Annotated in this window: 17 protein-coding genes and 1 riboswitch; of the genes, 5 read left to right on the top strand and 12 right to left on the bottom strand. The window is 31.8% G+C overall.

The genetic code is table 11. From position 1 onward, the window contains the following. Positions 1-117: 117 nt before the first annotated feature. From ACY191_RS08945 to ACY191_RS08920, 6 genes are all read right to left on the bottom strand, one after another. Positions 118-663 carry an ECF transporter S component gene (locus ACY191_RS08945; protein ID WP_042738633.1) on the bottom strand — a complete coding sequence of 182 codons (546 nt, stop codon included), beginning with the start codon at positions 661-663 and terminating at the stop codon, positions 118-120. Between the two features lie 66 nt (positions 664-729). Then, positions 730-861, bottom strand: a riboswitch (FMN riboswitch). A gap of 285 nt (positions 862-1,146) precedes the next feature. Next, positions 1,147-2,907 carry an ATP-binding protein gene (locus ACY191_RS08940; RefSeq protein WP_042739028.1) on the bottom strand — a complete coding sequence of 587 codons (1,761 nt, stop codon included), beginning with the start codon at positions 2,905-2,907 and terminating at the stop codon, positions 1,147-1,149. After that, positions 2,891-3,616, bottom strand: a complete 726-nt coding sequence (locus tag ACY191_RS08935; protein WP_042738632.1) for a response regulator transcription factor — start codon at positions 3,614-3,616, stop codon at positions 2,891-2,893. The genes ACY191_RS08940 and ACY191_RS08935 overlap by 17 nt, the downstream gene beginning before the upstream one ends. Before the next feature lie 137 nt (positions 3,617-3,753). Continuing rightward, complete coding sequence (locus ACY191_RS08930; protein ID WP_042738631.1) at positions 3,754-4,491, bottom strand: pseudouridine synthase; 738 nt, start codon at positions 4,489-4,491, stop codon at positions 3,754-3,756. Then, positions 4,484-5,026: an SMC-Scp complex subunit ScpB gene (gene scpB, locus ACY191_RS08925; protein WP_229367383.1), complete on the bottom strand. Its 543-nt coding sequence runs from the start codon at positions 5,024-5,026 to the stop codon at positions 4,484-4,486. The genes ACY191_RS08930 and scpB overlap by 8 nt, the downstream gene beginning before the upstream one ends. Then, positions 5,019-5,750, bottom strand: coding sequence for a segregation and condensation protein A (locus tag ACY191_RS08920; RefSeq protein WP_229367225.1), 732 nt, complete (start codon positions 5,748-5,750; stop codon positions 5,019-5,021). The genes scpB and ACY191_RS08920 overlap by 8 nt, the downstream gene beginning before the upstream one ends. 92 nt (positions 5,751-5,842) lie before the next feature. Between ACY191_RS08920 and ACY191_RS08915 the strand changes: the two genes are divergently transcribed. Next, positions 5,843-6,352, top strand: coding sequence for a DUF309 domain-containing protein (locus ACY191_RS08915; RefSeq protein ID WP_229367226.1), 510 nt, complete (start codon positions 5,843-5,845; stop codon positions 6,350-6,352). A gap of 86 nt (positions 6,353-6,438) precedes the next feature. On the opposite strand, the gene xerD is transcribed toward ACY191_RS08915, so the two are convergent. From xerD to ACY191_RS08900, 3 genes are all read right to left on the bottom strand, one after another. Continuing rightward, positions 6,439-7,326 carry a site-specific tyrosine recombinase XerD gene (gene xerD / locus ACY191_RS08910; RefSeq protein WP_042738628.1) on the bottom strand — a complete coding sequence of 296 codons (888 nt, stop codon included), beginning with the start codon at positions 7,324-7,326 and terminating at the stop codon, positions 6,439-6,441. A gap of 42 nt (positions 7,327-7,368) precedes the next feature. Next, a complete protein-coding gene (gene fur, locus ACY191_RS08905) occupies positions 7,369-7,815 on the bottom strand; it encodes a ferric iron uptake transcriptional regulator (RefSeq protein ID WP_042738627.1) in 447 nt (148 codons plus the stop codon). A gap of 103 nt (positions 7,816-7,918) precedes the next feature. Further along, positions 7,919-8,461 carry an NUDIX hydrolase gene (locus ACY191_RS08900; protein WP_042738626.1) on the bottom strand — a complete coding sequence of 181 codons (543 nt, stop codon included), beginning with the start codon at positions 8,459-8,461 and terminating at the stop codon, positions 7,919-7,921. A 207-nt stretch (positions 8,462-8,668) separates the two neighbouring features. Between ACY191_RS08900 and ACY191_RS08895 the strand changes: the two genes are divergently transcribed. Further along, positions 8,669-9,583 (top strand): aldo/keto reductase, encoded by a 915-nt coding sequence (locus ACY191_RS08895; protein WP_107512437.1) that lies wholly within the window; start codon positions 8,669-8,671, stop codon positions 9,581-9,583. A 101-nt stretch (positions 9,584-9,684) separates the two neighbouring features. Here ACY191_RS08895 and ACY191_RS08890 read toward each other — a convergent pair whose 3' ends face one another. After that, on the bottom strand, positions 9,685-10,443 hold the full coding sequence (locus ACY191_RS08890; RefSeq protein WP_229367227.1) for an SDR family NAD(P)-dependent oxidoreductase: 759 nt from the start codon (positions 10,441-10,443) through the stop codon (positions 9,685-9,687). A 143-nt stretch (positions 10,444-10,586) separates the two neighbouring features. Here ACY191_RS08890 and proC point away from each other — a divergent pair, with 143 nt between their 5' ends. Further along, positions 10,587-11,402 (top strand): pyrroline-5-carboxylate reductase, encoded by an 816-nt coding sequence (gene proC, locus ACY191_RS08885; protein ID WP_229367228.1) that lies wholly within the window; start codon positions 10,587-10,589, stop codon positions 11,400-11,402. 648 nt (positions 11,403-12,050) lie between these two features. Here proC and rnz read toward each other — a convergent pair. Next, positions 12,051-12,971 (bottom strand): ribonuclease Z, encoded by a 921-nt coding sequence (gene rnz / locus ACY191_RS08880; RefSeq protein WP_042738622.1) that lies wholly within the window; start codon positions 12,969-12,971, stop codon positions 12,051-12,053. A gap of 151 nt (positions 12,972-13,122) precedes the next feature. On the opposite strand from rnz, the gene zwf reads away from it, so the two are divergent. After that, positions 13,123-14,607 carry a glucose-6-phosphate dehydrogenase gene (gene zwf / locus ACY191_RS08875; protein WP_042738621.1) on the top strand — a complete coding sequence of 495 codons (1,485 nt, stop codon included), beginning with the start codon at positions 13,123-13,125 and terminating at the stop codon, positions 14,605-14,607. Positions 14,608-14,960: 353 nt separating this feature from the next. Then, positions 14,961-15,824, top strand: a complete 864-nt coding sequence (locus tag ACY191_RS08870) for an AraC family transcriptional regulator (RefSeq protein WP_042738620.1) — start codon at positions 14,961-14,963, stop codon at positions 15,822-15,824. A 249-nt stretch (positions 15,825-16,073) separates the two neighbouring features. Here ACY191_RS08870 and ACY191_RS08865 read toward each other — a convergent pair whose 3' ends face one another. After that, on the bottom strand, positions 16,074-17,726 hold the full coding sequence (locus tag ACY191_RS08865; protein WP_229367229.1) for a glycoside hydrolase family 13 protein: 1,653 nt from the start codon (positions 17,724-17,726) through the stop codon (positions 16,074-16,076). Positions 17,727-17,742: the final 16 nt, after the last annotated feature.

Genomic DNA, 17,742 nt, shown 5'->3' with positions numbered 1-17,742 from the left:
CCTTATTATAGGAAAAGCGCATGTTTAAATTAACTTAAACATGCGCTTTTGTTATATGAAAACAAAATTTTATTTGTCACTATTTATTGATACGTTAGTGTATGTTAGCGCAATTTGTTATCTCGGTAAAACACTATTCAAGCGTTTGTATAATAAGATAAATATAATTGAAATAACAATACCTTTAATAATATTGAAAGGTATAACACCTGATACTATAATTATTTTCAAATTACCAAAAACATCTGATAAATTCATAATCATGCCATAGAGTGGTAACAACACAAAATAATTCAAAATGCTTAATACTAGTGTCATTATTAAGGTTGCTACAGCTAAACCAGTAACTAATGATTTAGCGTTATTTTTATTTTTAGCAACATAAAACGCAGTAAGTATAAAACTTGTGGCTGCTAAAAAATTGGCCAACGGTCCTATTGGATCCCCTACATTGAATAAAAAATTCAATAAATTTTTAATAAATTCAACGATGATGCCAGCAATGGGTCCTAATGTAAATGTTGCAAGAAGTGCCGGTACATCACTAAAGTCTAATGTTAGATATGGTGGTAAAAATGGTAACGGGAACTTGATAAACATTAATATAAAAGCTACCGCACTTAACATGCTAATCGTTATTAGACGTTTGGTTTGTTGTTGCATATTCAATTATCTCCTTCCATTCATCTTACTCAGAATAGGAGGATTTAATTGCACAACAAATTAACCCTCCATCTTCTCCCATCCAGACTATACTGTCGGCTCTAGATTCACACTAGATCAGCTATTTATTGAACAATAAATAGGTCGCAGGCTTATATTACTGCCGGTTGGGAATTACACCCTACCCCGAAGATGAACATTTAAATTTTATAAATATATCATAGCGTATAACTCAGATAAAGACAATGATATTGTTTACAGTATTTAGTGCTAATTTACCAGCAATATAAAATTAAATTTTACACACTGTACTAAATAGCGATGTAAAATGATTTCAATTCATATTTTAAAGCTATAATCACAAAAAACACCTCCGCCTTACACATTAAATTGTATAAATCGGAGGCACTTTACCTTATTTAGTTAGATGATTATTATAATTATTTTTGACGTTACACATAAAATCATCAATGACTTATTCCTTTAATCTCTAGTTGGTGGTTTCGGTAAGCGAATAATAAATGTTGTACCTTGACCGAGTTCACTTTTTACGAGTATCTTACCTTCATGTTCATCGATAATCATTCGACATATAAATAGTCCAAGTCCGGTACCTTGCTTACCTCTTTTACGTGCTGCATCTACTTTGTAAAAACGATCAAAGACTTGCTCTAAATGTTCGGGAGCAATACCCGTTCCTGTATCGGTAATATATAACAAGTTGTCATGATCATTTTCAGCAATATCGACGGTTATTGTATCTCCTGGTTCTGTATATCGACATGCATTATCAATCAGATTCGTAAGCACTTGTTCAATTCTATCAGAATCATAATACCAGAGCGCTCCATTAGAAATTGGATTTAATTTCATGGTTAGTTCTAAGTCTGCAGCTTGTTGTTGATATTTCAATTGCATCTTATTTAACAACGGATCAATAGGTTGGATTTCTCGTTCAACACTTAACCCTTCTGCATCCATTCTAGCAACATTTAAGAGTTCATTAACCAGTCTGTTTAAACGTTTCGTCTCATCTAAGACGATGCTCAAGGATTCATGGATCTCTTCAGGTTCAGTAACAATCCCATCAACGATTGATTCTGTATAGCCTTGCAATAAAGAAATGGGTGTACGTAATTCATGTGAAACATTTGCTATAAAATCTTTCTTCATTTGATCAATATTATGTTCATTGGTCATATCTCTTATGATGGCCACGATACCACTTCGTCCATCTGGTTGAATTTGCTCTATATAACTAGTAATGATTACAAAATATCTAGTATTAATTTCATATTCTTCAAACTGTGTATGTTTGTTCTTAAAAGTTAATTCTGTTTGTTCATCAAGCTTTTCTAATGAATACTCATCTAAAAGTTGTAATGTATTTTGAGCCATTTGGTTAGATAAAATAACTTCCTTCTTATCGTTGTATCCTAATACACCTTCAACCATGGAGTTGATTAAACTATCCCTAATGTTCTTAGAAGATGACAGTGCATCGATATGTTGTTGGATTTCAGAACTCATCGTATTAAAGGCACGAGATAATTCTCCAATTTCATCCTTTGAATTTACGGGTTCAACTTGCGCATATTGTCCTTTTGAAACTCTCAATGCTTGAGACCGTAGATTTCTTAGAGGTTTCGTAATACGAGAAGAAAGGAAAAAAGCAAATATCGTTGTAATTGCTAAGAAAATAATGGCAATAATTAAAATAATAACCGTGATTAAATTATTAGTATCTTCGATGGTTTTTAAATCTTGATAAATAAAGACACCACCGTATTCATCTTGTTTAACATCGCTTAAATTCTTTGAAGGATATCCAATTAATACATAAGTATGTTGTTGATCATTAATTTTTACATTAACGTGTTCCGAAATTTTCTTTCCTTTATTAAATACGTCATCATAGTCTTTGTTTTGTTTGATTTCATTTAACATCTTTTGTTTAGTATTGCCATACTTACTATTTTGACTGTTTTTATCATTCATTATAATGAGACCAACAGGGCCTTCAATCAACTTACGACTGTGTTCAATCGCGGTTGCTTTATTATCAGAGCTTGCTACTAATTCACTAATACGTTTAGCATCTTTGAGTAAAGAATCTTCTGTTTCCTGTGTGAAGTATGATTGGATAAATGTGATTAAGGCTGCGCTAAGTAAAATTAAAACTGTCGTTACTATAAATATTATAGTTAACCACAGTTTTATGACTACATTATTGAGTCGGTTCATCATTTGATTTAACTTCAAACTTATAACCTACTCCCCAAACAGTTTGAATCATCTGAGCAGCCTCTTCAGAAACGCGATTTAACTTTTCTCTTAAGCGTTTAACATGAGTATCTACGGTACGTAAGTCTCCATAAAACTCATAATGCCACACTTCTTTTAACAGTTGTTCTCTATCAAATACTTTATTAGGTGTTTTCGCTAAAAATATTAATAATTCATACTCTTTAGGTGTTAAGTTTACTTGGCTCTCATCTGCAAGCACTCTATGAGCATCATTGTCGATAACTAAATGATCAAATTCTATCAAATCACGCGCATGTGGTTCGCTCTGTTCTGTATGTGCGACCTGTGTTCTTCTTAGTAATGCTTTTACACGTAACACAACTTCTCTTGGTGAAAAAGGTTTAACAATGTAATCGTCTGCACCTGATTCAAAACCTTCAACACGATTTGTTTCTTCGCCTTTGGCTGTTAACATAATAATTGGTGTATCTTTATGCTCTCTTAGTTTAGAAGCAACAACAATACCATCCATTTCAGGCAACATTAAATCTAGTAATATACATGCATAATCATGTTCCATTGCCATATGATATGCTTCACTACCGTCTTTAGCTTCATGTATTTCAAAAGATTCTCTTTCTAAATATAATTTAAGTAATCTTCTAATTCGATCCTCATCATCTACGATTAAAATTTCATTTGACATACGTATGTACCTCCCACACTGCTTACTTTCCAATACATTCACAATTATAGCATAGGTTAACTTTGAAAAGTACAAATGAACGAAAAGTTTGTGAATTTTTTCTCATTCGAATTATTTTGTCAAAAATATTTCAAAGTTTATTTACCGTGTTCAGCAATTTGACGAATGACTTTTACTTCGTGCGGTGTTAAAACACGACCTTCACCTGCATTAAGCCCCTTCAAATTTAATGGACCAAATTCAATTCGTTGTAATTTACTAACTTGATGTCCAAAATGTTCGAACATACGACGAACTTGTCTATTTCTACCTTCAGTAATCGTTATTTCAACTAAAGTTGAGTTCTTTTCTTTATCTTGGTTTTTTACTTTTACAATTGCAGGTTGTGTTTTACCATCCTCTAATTCAATACCTTGCTCTAATGCTTTTACCTCTTCTCGCATTAAGTAACCTTTTAATTTTGCAACATACTTTTTCTTGATCTTGTATCTAGGGTGCGTCATTAAATTTGTAAACTCACCATCATTCGTTAATAGCAGTAAACCTGATGTATCATAATCTAATCTGCCAACAGGATATATTCTTGTTTCAATTTGTTTGAAGTAATCGGTTACTACCTTTCTTCCTCTATCATCAGATACACTCGTAATCACTTGCGATGGTTTGTAGAATAAAATATACAGTTTGTCTTCTTGCTCTAATTTAATACCTTCTACTTCAATTGTATCTGAATTTTTCACTTTCGTACCTAATTCCGTTACGACTTCACCATTTACTTTAACCTTACCTTCACTGATAAGTGTTTCAGCTTTTCTTCTTGATGTATAACCACTGTTAGCTATACGTTTTTGTAATCTCTCTAATTCTTTACTCATTATTTTCTCCTTTTTGATTTACCAAATTACTGAAAAATGCTTCGATTTCTTCGTCCTCTTCATCAGTAGTTGGTAAATCATCTAAATGTTCAATTCCAAATACATTTAAAAATAGTTCGGTTGTATATAGTTGCTGACTTCTTGAATCTTTTTCGTCTTTTGCTTCGATTAAACCTCTTGCGATCAATGTTTTAACTGCACCATCGGAATTAATACCTCTAATCATTTCAATATCACTTCTTGAGAGTGGTTGGTTATAGGCGATTATGGATAGTGCTTCCATTGCGGCTTGAGATAGTTTCATATTAGACTTATGTTCTACAAGTGCTTCAATATATTCAGCTGCTTCTTTTTTCGTTGTTAATACATAAGTTTGTCCGAAATGTTGAATGACAAGACCTTCTGAGTGATAGTTATTAATCAAAGATTGTAACTCACTTAGTGAAATGTCTAATATTTCAAGCAGTTGCTTCTCTTCTAATCCTTCATCTCCAGCAGTGTAGAGTAATGCTTCTAATATACCTTGATTATCCAATGCCATAGTTGACTCCTCTTAATATGTTGATATCTTCAAAACTTTTTTGTTGTTCAATATTGACTATCCCAGATTTAGACATTTCCAATATTGCTAAGAAATGGGTTACTACCATTTCAATTGGTTCTGAGAAATTAAATAGACTGAAGAAGTTGAATGATTGTTGTTGTTGCAGTCTTTCATGAACCTGTGTGGTTGCTTGTTGAATCGTAAAGGTTTCTTTCTTTATTTCGACAGTTTTTGGTGTGTTAAATTCGACACGGTTTTTGACCTTTTGATAAGCAATTATCAGTTCGGTTAAATCAATGGTGTTATCCGAACTCATTAATTCATTTGTTTCTAAATGTGATAAGTCTGTAGGGTGTTTCGAGTAGAATGAAGCCCGATTTACCTTTTTATCATTGAGCAATTCAGTGTATTCTTTATAATTTTGGTACTCAATTAAACGACCTACTAAATCATCACGCGGATCATCTTCTAATGATTCATCTGTTTCAGGCTGTGGTAAAAGCATTTTACTTTTTATCATTAATAATTCAGAGGCCATCACTAAATATTCACTAGCAACATTAATTTCTAATGAATTCATGGCGTGAATATATTGCATGTATTGTTCTGTTAATGCTTTCATTGGAATATCATAAATATCTATTTCGAATTTTTGAATAAGATGCAATAATAAATCCAATGGTCCATTGAAAGCATCTAATTTTACTTCATACATTTTATCTACCTCATATAGCAAGTTAAGTGCGTATTTCACTAAAATATTATAGCATGTTTATAACAAACATTTAAATTTGGAGCGGTTCTTATATGGAAAAAGCACTACAACAATTTTATTATCAATTTCATACCAAGCAACATTATTTTCTATGTCATGATATTCTAGAGGATGCTTGGAAAGAAAACCCACATTTTTCAAAAAAAGATGCGGTCGTCAGTTTAATTTTATTAACTACAGGTTGTTATCATTTTCGTCGTAACAACTTTCAAGGAGCTAAAACATCGTTTGACAGAGCATTGAATGTTATACAATCTAGTCATGACTGGCAAATGCTAGGTTTGAATATTGAGCAATACATCATATTATTAAAACATTTAAAGCAAGCAGCAAAAACACATCAACCATTTCTTCCAGTACACTTACCATTACAAGATGAAATGCTCCATTCAATACAAACCACTTTTACAGACTTTTACTTTCGAGAAACGCTCATTGATGATAGCTATATCGTAAATCACCATTTAGAAAGGGATCGGACAGAAGTGACTGATGCACGAAATAAAGCACTTATTGAACGACGTATTAACCGAGAATCATAATATATTTAAATCAAATACACAACATGACATAACCTTATAAACAATAAAACACAGATTAGTTCATTAAATGATAAACTAATCTGTGTTTATGCACGTGGATGAAATTCGTTATACATTTTACGGATTTGTGATTTAGATACATGTGTATAAAGTTGCGTTGTAGAAATATCAGAGTGTCCTAACATTTCTTGTACAGCTCGTAAATCTGCACCGTTTTCAAGCAAGTGTGTAGCAAACGAATGTCTCAGCGTGTGCGGTGTTAATGTCTTATTAATATTGGCTTTAATACCATTTTGCTTTATCATCTTCCAAATGGCTTGCCTTGATAATGGTTTTCCATGCATATTTAAAAACAATACTGGTGTGACCGTTCTTTTTAATAGTTGTGGACGTATGTTTTCAATATAATGAGTTAAGTATTCAATAACCGCTTCACCCAACGGCACAATACGCTCTTTATTTCCTTTGCCGAACACCTTAACAAATCCCATAATTAAGTTAACATCATCTAACTCTATATGAATTAATTCTGATACCCTCATCCCCGTTGCATATAACAATTCCAACATTGTTCTATCACGGTAACCATTATTTTTTGATAAATCAGGTGTCTCTAATAAAGCTATCACTTCATTGATTTCCAACACGTCAGGTAACTTTTTATCATATTTCGGTGTTTCAATTAAAACTGTGGGATCTTTAGCAGCATATTTTTCTCTCAATGCAAATTGGTGAAAACTGCGAACAGTTGAAACAAAACGTGCTAAAGACTTTGAAGATGCACCTTCATCATGCAATGAACCTAAACATTGCTGGATGGTCTGTCTATCAACAAAGTCAATGTGAGTAATTTTGTTTTCATCTAAATAATTTGCATATTTAGTTAAGTCACGTTTATAAGCGCCTATTGTATTTGTACTAAGACCTTTTTCTAATTGGATGAACCTTAAATATTCTTCGATTATGGTATTCATTGACTCACCCCTATCATTAAAATTAAACAGGATGAAAATTCATTATTTACCTTTAGCTTGGCATTCTGAACAAACGCCATGAAATGTTAAACGATGATCTAAAATTCTAAAGTTAAAATCACTTTCAACTTTTTCTTCTACTGCAGGTAATAAATCTTCCTCTATCTCTTCAACTTTCCCACATTCCATACATACAAGATGATGATGAAAATGTTTCGCACCTTCTTTACGTAAATCAAAGCGTGCAACGCCATCCCCGAAATTAATTTTGTCTACAACCTTTAGCTCTGCTAATAATTCTAATGTTCTGTACACAGTAGCTAAACCTATTTCAGGTGCTTTGTCTTTCACTTTTAAGTATACATCTTCAGCGCTTAAATGATCTTTCTCGTTTTCAATTAACACTCTTAATGTTGCTTCTCGCTGTGGAGTTAATTTATATGATGATTGTTGTAATTGTTGCTTCACGCGATTTAATCGTTCTTCCACGGAAGCCTCACTCCCCTACTAATAATTATAATCATTTTAATTTACAATATGATACATATATAAAATACCAGTAATTGATAAAATTAGCAAGTTTGTTCGTTTCTTATTTATAATCATTATAATTAAGTAAGATATGTTGTAAAGCAATAATTGTTTTTGCATCCTCTAAAGATCCACTTTTTAATAAGTCAGAAATTTCATTAATGTGAACACGATCTAATTCAATAAATTCATCATCATCAAGATTCATGTGCCCTTTTTTCAAATCTTTAGCAAAGTAAATAGATAACTTCTCATTAGAAAAACCAGGTGAACCATACATTTCATATATGAGTTGCAAATGATCAGCGATATAGCCTGTTTCTTCTTCTAATTCTCTTTTAGCTGCTTCAATGCGATCTTCTCCACTTTCAAGTTTTCCGGCGGGGATTTCTAACATTGTTTTTTCAGCAGGTTTACGAAATTGTCTTACTAATATAATTTCGTTGTCCGGTGTTAATGCACAAACAGCAACTGCACCATTATGAAAAACTAATTCTCTTTTTGATGTTTGACCATCTGGGAGTTCTACATCATGTACTTCCAAATCAATAATTTTTCCGTTATATATATGTTCCTTCGCTATAGTTCTCTCGTAAAATTCCATTATAATCACGTTCCTTTTATTTTAAGTATCTACCTGTTAAGATATAGTCGGTAGCTCGTACGGTTAATTGTATTTGAATTGTGAATAACCACTATACAATTGCATTAACAAACAAGCTAAAGCAATAAATAGTGATATCAATATACTTTCATATAATTGATAAACACGCCATATTCTATGATTTAGTGTATCGAAAGGAGCAATAACATGCAAAAAAATGTCTTGAAAAGTGGTTTAGAAATTTCAGAAGTAGGACTAGGATGTATGAGTTTAGGTACAGATTATAAAACGGCAGAACCTATAATCGATAGAGCTATTGAACATGGTATTACATATTTTGATACTGCGGATATGTATGACAAAGGTATAAATGAACAAATCGTTGGCAAAGCATTAAAAAAATACCAACAACGTGATGATATTGTTATCGGAACAAAAGTGGGCAATCATTTAAAAGAGGATGGTTCAACATTTTGGGATCCATCTAAAAAACACATTAAGCATGCTATTAAATCATCTTTAAAATCATTAGGTTTAGACCACCTAGATCTTTATCAATTGCATGGAGGTACTATTGATGATCCACTAGATGAAACGATAAGTGCATTCGAAGAATTAAAATCAGAAGGTCTAGTTCGTGCTTATGGTATTTCTTCTATTAGACCTAATGTAATTAATTATTATTTGGAACACAGTAATATAGAAACGATTATGAATCAATTTAATTTAATTGATAATAGAGTTGAATCTTTGCTTGATGCAATACATGCCAAAAATGTAAAGATACTTGCTAGAGGCCCTGTTTTCAAAGGTCTATTGACTGCTAATAGTAACAATGCATTAGACAAGAAATTTGCTGAAGGTATTTTTGATTACAATTATCAAGAGTTAGGCGAAACAATTGCATCAATTAAAGAAATTGAAAGTAATTTAACTGCCTTAACCTTTAATTACTTGACCTCACAACAGTCACTTGGTTCAATTATTGTTGGTGCAAGTAGTATAGAACAATTAGACGAAAATATTAAAAATTATAATTTAGCGAAAGATATTGGCTTTGAAACTTTAAAAGCTGCACGAGGTAGAGTGAAAAATTTAGAATACACGCAACACCTTAATTAAACAGAAAAAAGAGTTTATGTCATGTACTTATAACTGTGTTCGATCCAGCATAAGTTTCTACGCATAAACTCTTTTTTTGTTATGTTTAATACACATTATTGTTATATTTTATTTTTAAAAAAACGTGAGAAATGCTTTTCTATGAATCTTGGTGTAAGCTGGTACAGTTTAAGCATAAATGACATCCACAGCGGTTGATTGATTTCTTGTCGTTTTGACTTCATAGCTTTAAATATACGATCAGCTAGTTTATCGGGATTTATCATGATTTTGTTGTAACGTTTCGCATAATTTAGTGAAGGATCCGCTTTTTGGTGAAATGGTGTATTGATTGGTCCAGTATTTACCGTTAAAACATGGTAATTGTGATGTTCTAATCGAATGGCATTTAATGTTTGATAAAATGCTGCTTTTGATGCACCATAATGTGCTGCATTAGCTTGTGTAACAAAAGCAGCTTGACTACCTATGCCTACGATGATTGGATATTTATTGAAAAATGGTCTAATTACTTCTAACAAAATGTTGAAACTTATAATATTAAGCTGATATGTCTCAAGCATTTCTTCAGTTCGATGTGCTTCAATTGATTTGAAATAACCTAGTCCAGAACAATAAATTAAACCATCAATTTTTTGTTGTTGAAGACTTTGCGTAATATGATAAATTTCTTTCTCAGACTGTAAATCACATTGTATGATTGATAATCGATCTGTATGATATTGAGCGACAAACTGATTTAATTTTTGGGGATTTCTAACCAGTACAGTTACATTGATATCATTAGCTAATAACTTTTTTAATAATGCTTTACCTAAGCCGCTTGTACTTCCTGTTAATATAAAATGTTTCCCTTGCATCGTTTATCCCTACCTGTTTTTGTCTTTATAAATAGTATAAATGATTATAATATTTTCTGTCATTATTATAATTAAATGATTAGCCATAATTCTAAACTATGTTAATATGATTACATAAAACAAAGAGGAAGTGGGAATTTTACATGAAACTTGTATTTTATGGTGCCGGTAATATGGCTCATGCAATTTTTACAGGAATCGTTAACTCAAAAGTAATAGACTCAAACGATATTTATTTAACAAATCGATCAAATGAGGATGCTCTGAAATCATATGCTGCTGAATTAGGTGTCAATTATAGTTATGATGACGCAGCATTGTTAAAGGAAGCGGATTATGTTTTCTTAGGAACAAAGCCATATGATTTTGATAATTTAGCAGAACGAATTAAACCATATGTTACTGATAGTAATAAATTTATTTCAATTATGGCAGGTTTACCAATTAGTTATATTAGAGAACAACTTAATACAGAAAACCCTGTTGCTCGAATCATGCCAAACACGAACGCACATGTTGGTCATTCTGTGACAGGTATCAGTTTTTCAAATAATTTTGATCCAAAATCTAAAACTGAAGTTGATGATTTAATTAACTCATTTGGTTCAGCAATTGAAGTTTCTGAAGATAATCTACATCAAGTAACAGCGATTACTGGTAGTGGACCGGCCTTTTTATACCATGTATTTGAACAATATGTGACAGCTGGTACTAGACTTGGATTAGAGAAATCACAAGTCGAAGAATCTATTCGAAACTTAATTATTGGGACAAGTAAAATGATTGAACGTTCTGATTTAAGTATGGAACAATTACGAAAAAATATAACTTCAAAAGGTGGTACAACACAGGCAGGTTTAAATGCGTTATCTAAATACGACTTAGAAAGTGTATTTGAGGATTGTTTAAGAGCTGCCGTTGATAGAAGTGTAGAACTATCAAATCAAGATGATGATTAATCCTTACATCAATTCTATCGATAAGTTAGCAAGTTATTATTTATTTGCTTTATCTTTAAGTAATCGATTTTAATATTGATTTAATAAAAATAATTCTATCGGGATATATTCCTTAATAGCAGCCAACTCGAAAGTGAAAACTTTTTGGTTGGTTGTTTTTATTCAATAATTTTGTATTGATATGTGATGATCATTATAAAAATAAAGCTTTTGATGCCGTATTTAAAACTTGTTACAATTGTAATCAATTGCACTATTGAAGCCATATATTTATAGTTTGTTTACCTAATGTAATGCGATGAATCGTTACTTTGTCTCTTATACTACCCTGTCCAGTGCTTCGCCGATAATAAATAATACATATTGAGTAATGACACATCATATGTATCAATGTTAATTGGACGAGTAAATTATCTTTGTAAAGCAATTCTGTACATATTGAATCATTTCAGAAATGTATTATAGATAGTTAAAGAACAGATCGCTAAAGATCGCTAAGACATTTAATTCCCTATAGTAGAAAACAGACCTTAACTATTGCTTTTTACTAGTTAGGGTCTGTTTTACTTGAGTTAATCTTATTGTAAAGCATTATATTTGTTTTGCTAAATATGCTATAACGATTGAATCAATTATTCTTATTGTGAATTAGAATGACCAAGTATCGAAGTCTTTAACAAATTTAAATGGTGGTGTATCACTTTTAGTCTTTAATAATTCACTAATTGATTCAACTTCTTCTTGTGTGTATCTATTACTTATATGCGTGATTAAACTATACTCCACATTTGCCTCTTTAATTAAATCAAAGACATCATCAATATGGCTATGATGATAATTATTGGCTAAATTTTTATCCCCTTCTATATAAGTACTTTCGTGAACCATAACATTTGCATTACGTGCTATAAGTAACTCGTTGTTACATGGCATTGTATCTCCAAATATGGCAGCTACAGGTCCTTGTTTTTCATCACCTTTAAATTGACTAGAATCATAAATCTTTCCATTATATTCAAACGTCTCATTATTTTTTACTTCTTGATATTTTGGACCTGGTTCTAATCCAATTGATTTCAAGGCTTGAACGTCAATTTTCCCTTGTGTAGATGGTGCTTCTACTCTATAGCCAAAAGAAGTAATACCATGATTTAATAAATGTGCTTCAACATTGAATCCATTATGCTGGTATGAAAGATGATTTTCAATTTCTATGTAAGTGATCGGATAGTTTAATCTGGATTCTGATAATCGTAATGTCGTCTCTACAAATTCTTTAATTCCTTTTGGACCTACGACAGTAAGTGGTAGTCCTTCTCCGCCTTGGAATGAACGACTGGATAGCAATCCAGGCAATCCGAAAATATGGTCACCATGCATATGCGTTATAAAGATATGATCTACCTTACCTAATTTAATTGAATGGTGAAGTATTTGATGTTGTGTAGCTTCACCTACATCAAATAGCCAAATATTATTTGAATATGGTTCTAGATTTAGTGCAATGGCTTGAGTATTTCTTTCTTTCGTTGGTAGACCTGCACTTGTGCCGAAAAATGTTATTTCCATGCATATGCCTCCTCTTCTTGTTCACATTTTATCATAGAAAAGATAAAAAAATATAATAATTTTTGAATGCTTTTAAGCAAAAATGTATGAACATTGTTAATTATTGTTCTATAATGAAATCAGATTTATAAAAAGAATTGAGGTTTTGAACTTGAATACTAGAAATAAAGACATTCCATGCTTAATAACTATCTTTGGAGCAACTGGTGATCTTAGTCACAGAAAATTATTTCCATCATTATTCCATTTGTACCAACAAGATAACTTAAATGAACAAATTGCTATAATTGGAATTGGAAGAAGAGAATTAACGAATGATGATTTCCGTAGTCAAGTGAAATCGTCAATTCAAGAACACGTTAAAGATACAAAACATCTTGATAAGTTTATGGAACATGTTTTTTATCATAAACACGATGTAAGTGACGAAGCGAGTTACCAATCATTATTAGAAGTAAGTAATAACTTGGATAATGAGTTTAATTTACAAGGTAACAGACTCTTCTATCTTGCAATGGCACCAAATTTCTTTGGTGTAATTTCTGATTACTTAAAATCTTCAGGCTTGACTGACACTTCAGGCTTTAAACGCTTAGTAATTGAAAAGCCATTTGGTACAGACTTAGAGTCAGCTGAAAAACTAAATGAACAATTACGACGTTCATTTAAAGAAGAAGAGATTTATCGAATTGACCACTATTTAGGTAAAGATATGGTGCAAAATATAGAAGTATTAAGATTTGCTAACGCTATGTTTGAGCCATTATGGAATAATAAGTATATTTCAAATATACAGGTTACTTCTTCTGAAGTATTAGGTGTAGAAGATAGAGGTGGCTACTATGAATCTAGTGGTGCACTCAAAGATATGGTACAAAACCATATGCTACAAATGGTAGCGCTACTTGCAATGGAGGCACCGATCAGTTTAAATAGTGCTGATATTAGAGCAGAGAAAGTCAAAGCACTTAAATCATTACGTAAATTAGAAGCTGAAGAAGTGCGCCATAACTTTGTCCGTGGACAATATGATGAAGGTGTAATTGAAGGTCAAAATGTTAAACGTTATCGTGACGAAGATCGCGTTGCTAGTGATTCTACAACACCTACTTTCGTATCTGGTAAATTAACAATTGATAATTTCAGATGGGCAGGAGTTCCATTCTATATTAGAACAGGTAAACGTATGAAGAGTAAAACAATTCAGGTCGTAGTAGAATTTAAAGAAGTACCAATGAATCTTTATTATGAAACTGAGAAAAAATTAGACTCAAATTTACTTGTGATTAATATTCAACCAAATGAAGGCGTATCACTACATCTTAATGCTAAGAAAAACGTTCAAGGCATTGAAACAGAACCAGTACAATTATCATATGCAATGAGTGCACAAGATAAAATGAATACAGTTGATGCTTATGAAAACTTATTGTTTGACTGTTTAAATGGTGATGCGACAAACTTCACACATTGGGAAGAATTAAAATCAACATGGAAATTTGTTGATGCAATTCAGGAAGAATGGAATCAAAATGAACCGGAATTCCCTAACTATAAATCTGGTTCAAATGGTCCTTTAGAAAGCGATTTATTGTTAAGCAGAGACGGTTTCCATTGGTGGGACGATATCCATTAATGGATTGATATAGAGTTAATAAAAGCAGTTCAAATTTATTTAAGTTTGAACTGCTTTTTTATATTACATAAATTCATGGATATGCTTTAGGAGCTATTATGTTAATGTAAAATTTCATATAGGTTGTTACTTTTTTATTCAATATATAATGTGTTATGATTTAGTCTATTGAGAAAGTTTATATAAACTGTCCTTTTAAATTACATTTTACCCTATTTAAAATTTTTAAGATGTAAGTATACAAATAATGATGTAAAATATAAGTATTAAAGTACATGTGTTTTATTTAAAAAGAATAAACAAATGATTTAAGAAAGTGCAAATAGTTAATTGGGAATTAGGAGTGAAAGTTTTTGGACGTTATCAAGCAAATACAACAGGCAATTGTTTATATTGAAGATCATTTGCTAGAGCCTTTTCATTTGCAAGAACTTAGTGATTACGTTGGTCTTTCACCATATCATCTAGATCAATCATTTAAGATGATTGTAGGACAGTCGCCAAGTGAATATTCAAAAGCGAGAAAAATGACCGTAGCAGCCAAAGAGTTACTAAATGGTTCTGCTCGGTTAGTCGATATTGCTAAAAAATATCATTATACCGATACAAATGCTTTTGCTAATGATTTTAGTGACTTTCACGGTATATCCCCTATTCAAGTGAATACGAAGCGTGAGGAATTAAAATTAGTTCCGAGATTGTATATTAAATTAACAACGACTGATAAAGCGCCATATCCGTATAGATTAGAGAATACACCAGAACTATCCTTGGTGGGTTATGCTAAATTTATACCGGCAAATGAGCTTGAAAATCCATATAAAGTACCTGATTTTTTAGAAGATTTACTAGTAGAAGGCCACATTAAAGAATTACAAAGATATAATGATGTTGGGCCACATGAACTATATGTCGTGAACTGTCCATTAGATTATGGTATGGAAATTTTTGTAGGCGTTCCTAGTGAACGATATCCAGCGCATTTGGAAAGTCGGTTTTTGCCATCTCGTCAATATGCGACCTTTAACTTACAAGGTGAAATTGACTACGTGGTAAATGAGGCATGGCATTATATTGAAACAACAATGCAAATGTCACTACCCTATGAATTTAATAGTTTGTATGTTGAAGTGTATCCTTTTGATATTTCTTTTGATGACCCATTTACGAAGGTTCAATTGTGGATGCCAGTAGATCAAGATAATGAATTTTATTAACTTTGTTGTAGCGTGTTAAAACATTCTAATTGTTAAAACTAAAAATCAAATCAAAATTATAGCTATATCATTTGTTAATTTATTTCCGCTGCTTTACAATACTCTAAACTGTTAGCCTAAACAAACTGATAAATTTATGCCCTTGGTTAGTGATGTGTATGAATACGTAAATAAAATGCAGGCAAAGACATATTTATTGTGTCTAGCCTGCATTTTTAGTATTGTGTTTCAACTGCAAATGTTTCTTTATTATTTTACTTCAATTACACATGCTTCGTAAGGTCTTAACTGAGCAAAATTAAGGCTGTGTTCTTTATAATTATGTAATAACACTTCCCATTCAGTAACATCAGTCGTTAAAGTCACAGAAGTTGTTTGATCAGTTAAGTTACCAATGACAATAACTTTTTTATTATTATAAATTCTTGAATAAGCAAAAACATCAGGGTTATCTACATCAACCAGTTTAAACTGGCCATATGTGAATAATTCATCAGATTTTTTTAATTGAATGAGTTGCTTATAAAAATTTAATATGGAATCTTTATCTTGCTGTTGTTGTGCAACATTTATAGTTGTATAGTTTGGATTGACTGGAAACCATGGTTTATGTTCAGAAAAGCCTGCATTGGTAGAATCATCCCATTGCATTGGTGTTCTAGAGTTGTCTCTGTTTTCCATTTTATGTTTATGTAGTAGCTCTTCTACGTTACCACCTTGTGATTTAACAATATTATATTCATTTACTACAGCTACATCGTTAAATGTTTCTATTGATTCAAAAGGATAATTGGTCATACCGATTTCTTGTCCTTGGTAAATAAAAGGCGTCCCTTGCTGTAAAAAATATACAACAGCATGACTTGTTGCCGATTCATACCAATATTGTTGATCATCTCCCCAAGTGGAAACACGTCGAGGTTGATCGTGATTTTCAATAAATAAAGCATTCCAACCTACATTTTCTAATTTGTACTGCCAATTCGATAGTACTTGCTTATAGGAAGAAACATCAAACTGTACATCGCCAGTATTCCATAATCCTAAATGCTCAAATTGAAAAATCATATTAAATTTACCTTCTGATTCTCCAACCCATTGTTCAGCATTATCTGGATCTACACCATTTGCTTCTCCAACAGTCATGATATCGTATTTATCTAAAGACTGTTCTTTCATTTCTTGTAACCACGATTGTATACCTGGTTGATTCATATCAACGTCAAAAGCTGGTGCATACGTTTTACCAGCAGGCACTGTTAAATCACCTGCTTCAAATGATTTCTTGATGTGTGTAATGGCATCTACTCTAAATCCATCTATGCCTTTATCAAACCACCAGTTCATCATTTTAAATACTGCATCGCGTACTTCTTTATTTTCCCAATTTAAATCAGGTTGCTTTTTACTAAACAGGTGAAAATAGTATTGCTGTGTTGAGTCATCATATTCCCAAGTTGAACCATTAAAGATACTTTCCCAGTTATTTGGTTCTGTACCATCTGGTTTACCATCTTTCCATATATACCAATCCCTTTTAGGATTATCTATGCTAGATTTAGATTCAATAAACCACGGATGCTCATCAGAAGTGTGATTTACAACCAAATCTAAGATTAATTTCATACCACGTTGATGTATGGCTGCGAGTAATTCATCAAAATCTGCCATTGTTCCAAATTCGTCCATAATTTCATGATAATCACTGATATCATAACCATTATCATCATTTGGAGATTTATACATTGGACTTAGCCAAATAACATCGATGCCTAAATCTTGTAAATAATCTAACTTGGCAATTAAACCTTGTAAATCACCAATCCCATCATTATTTGAATCGTTAAAGCTTCTTGGATATACTTGATAAGCTACTGCTTCTTTCCACCAATTTTTCATCATTTACATTCTCCTTTTA

Source organism: Staphylococcus sp. TCBT05 (assembly GCF_055179755.1).
Note: the sequence above shows the minus strand (reverse complement) of the source record. Positions and strands in the feature narration are given on the sequence as shown.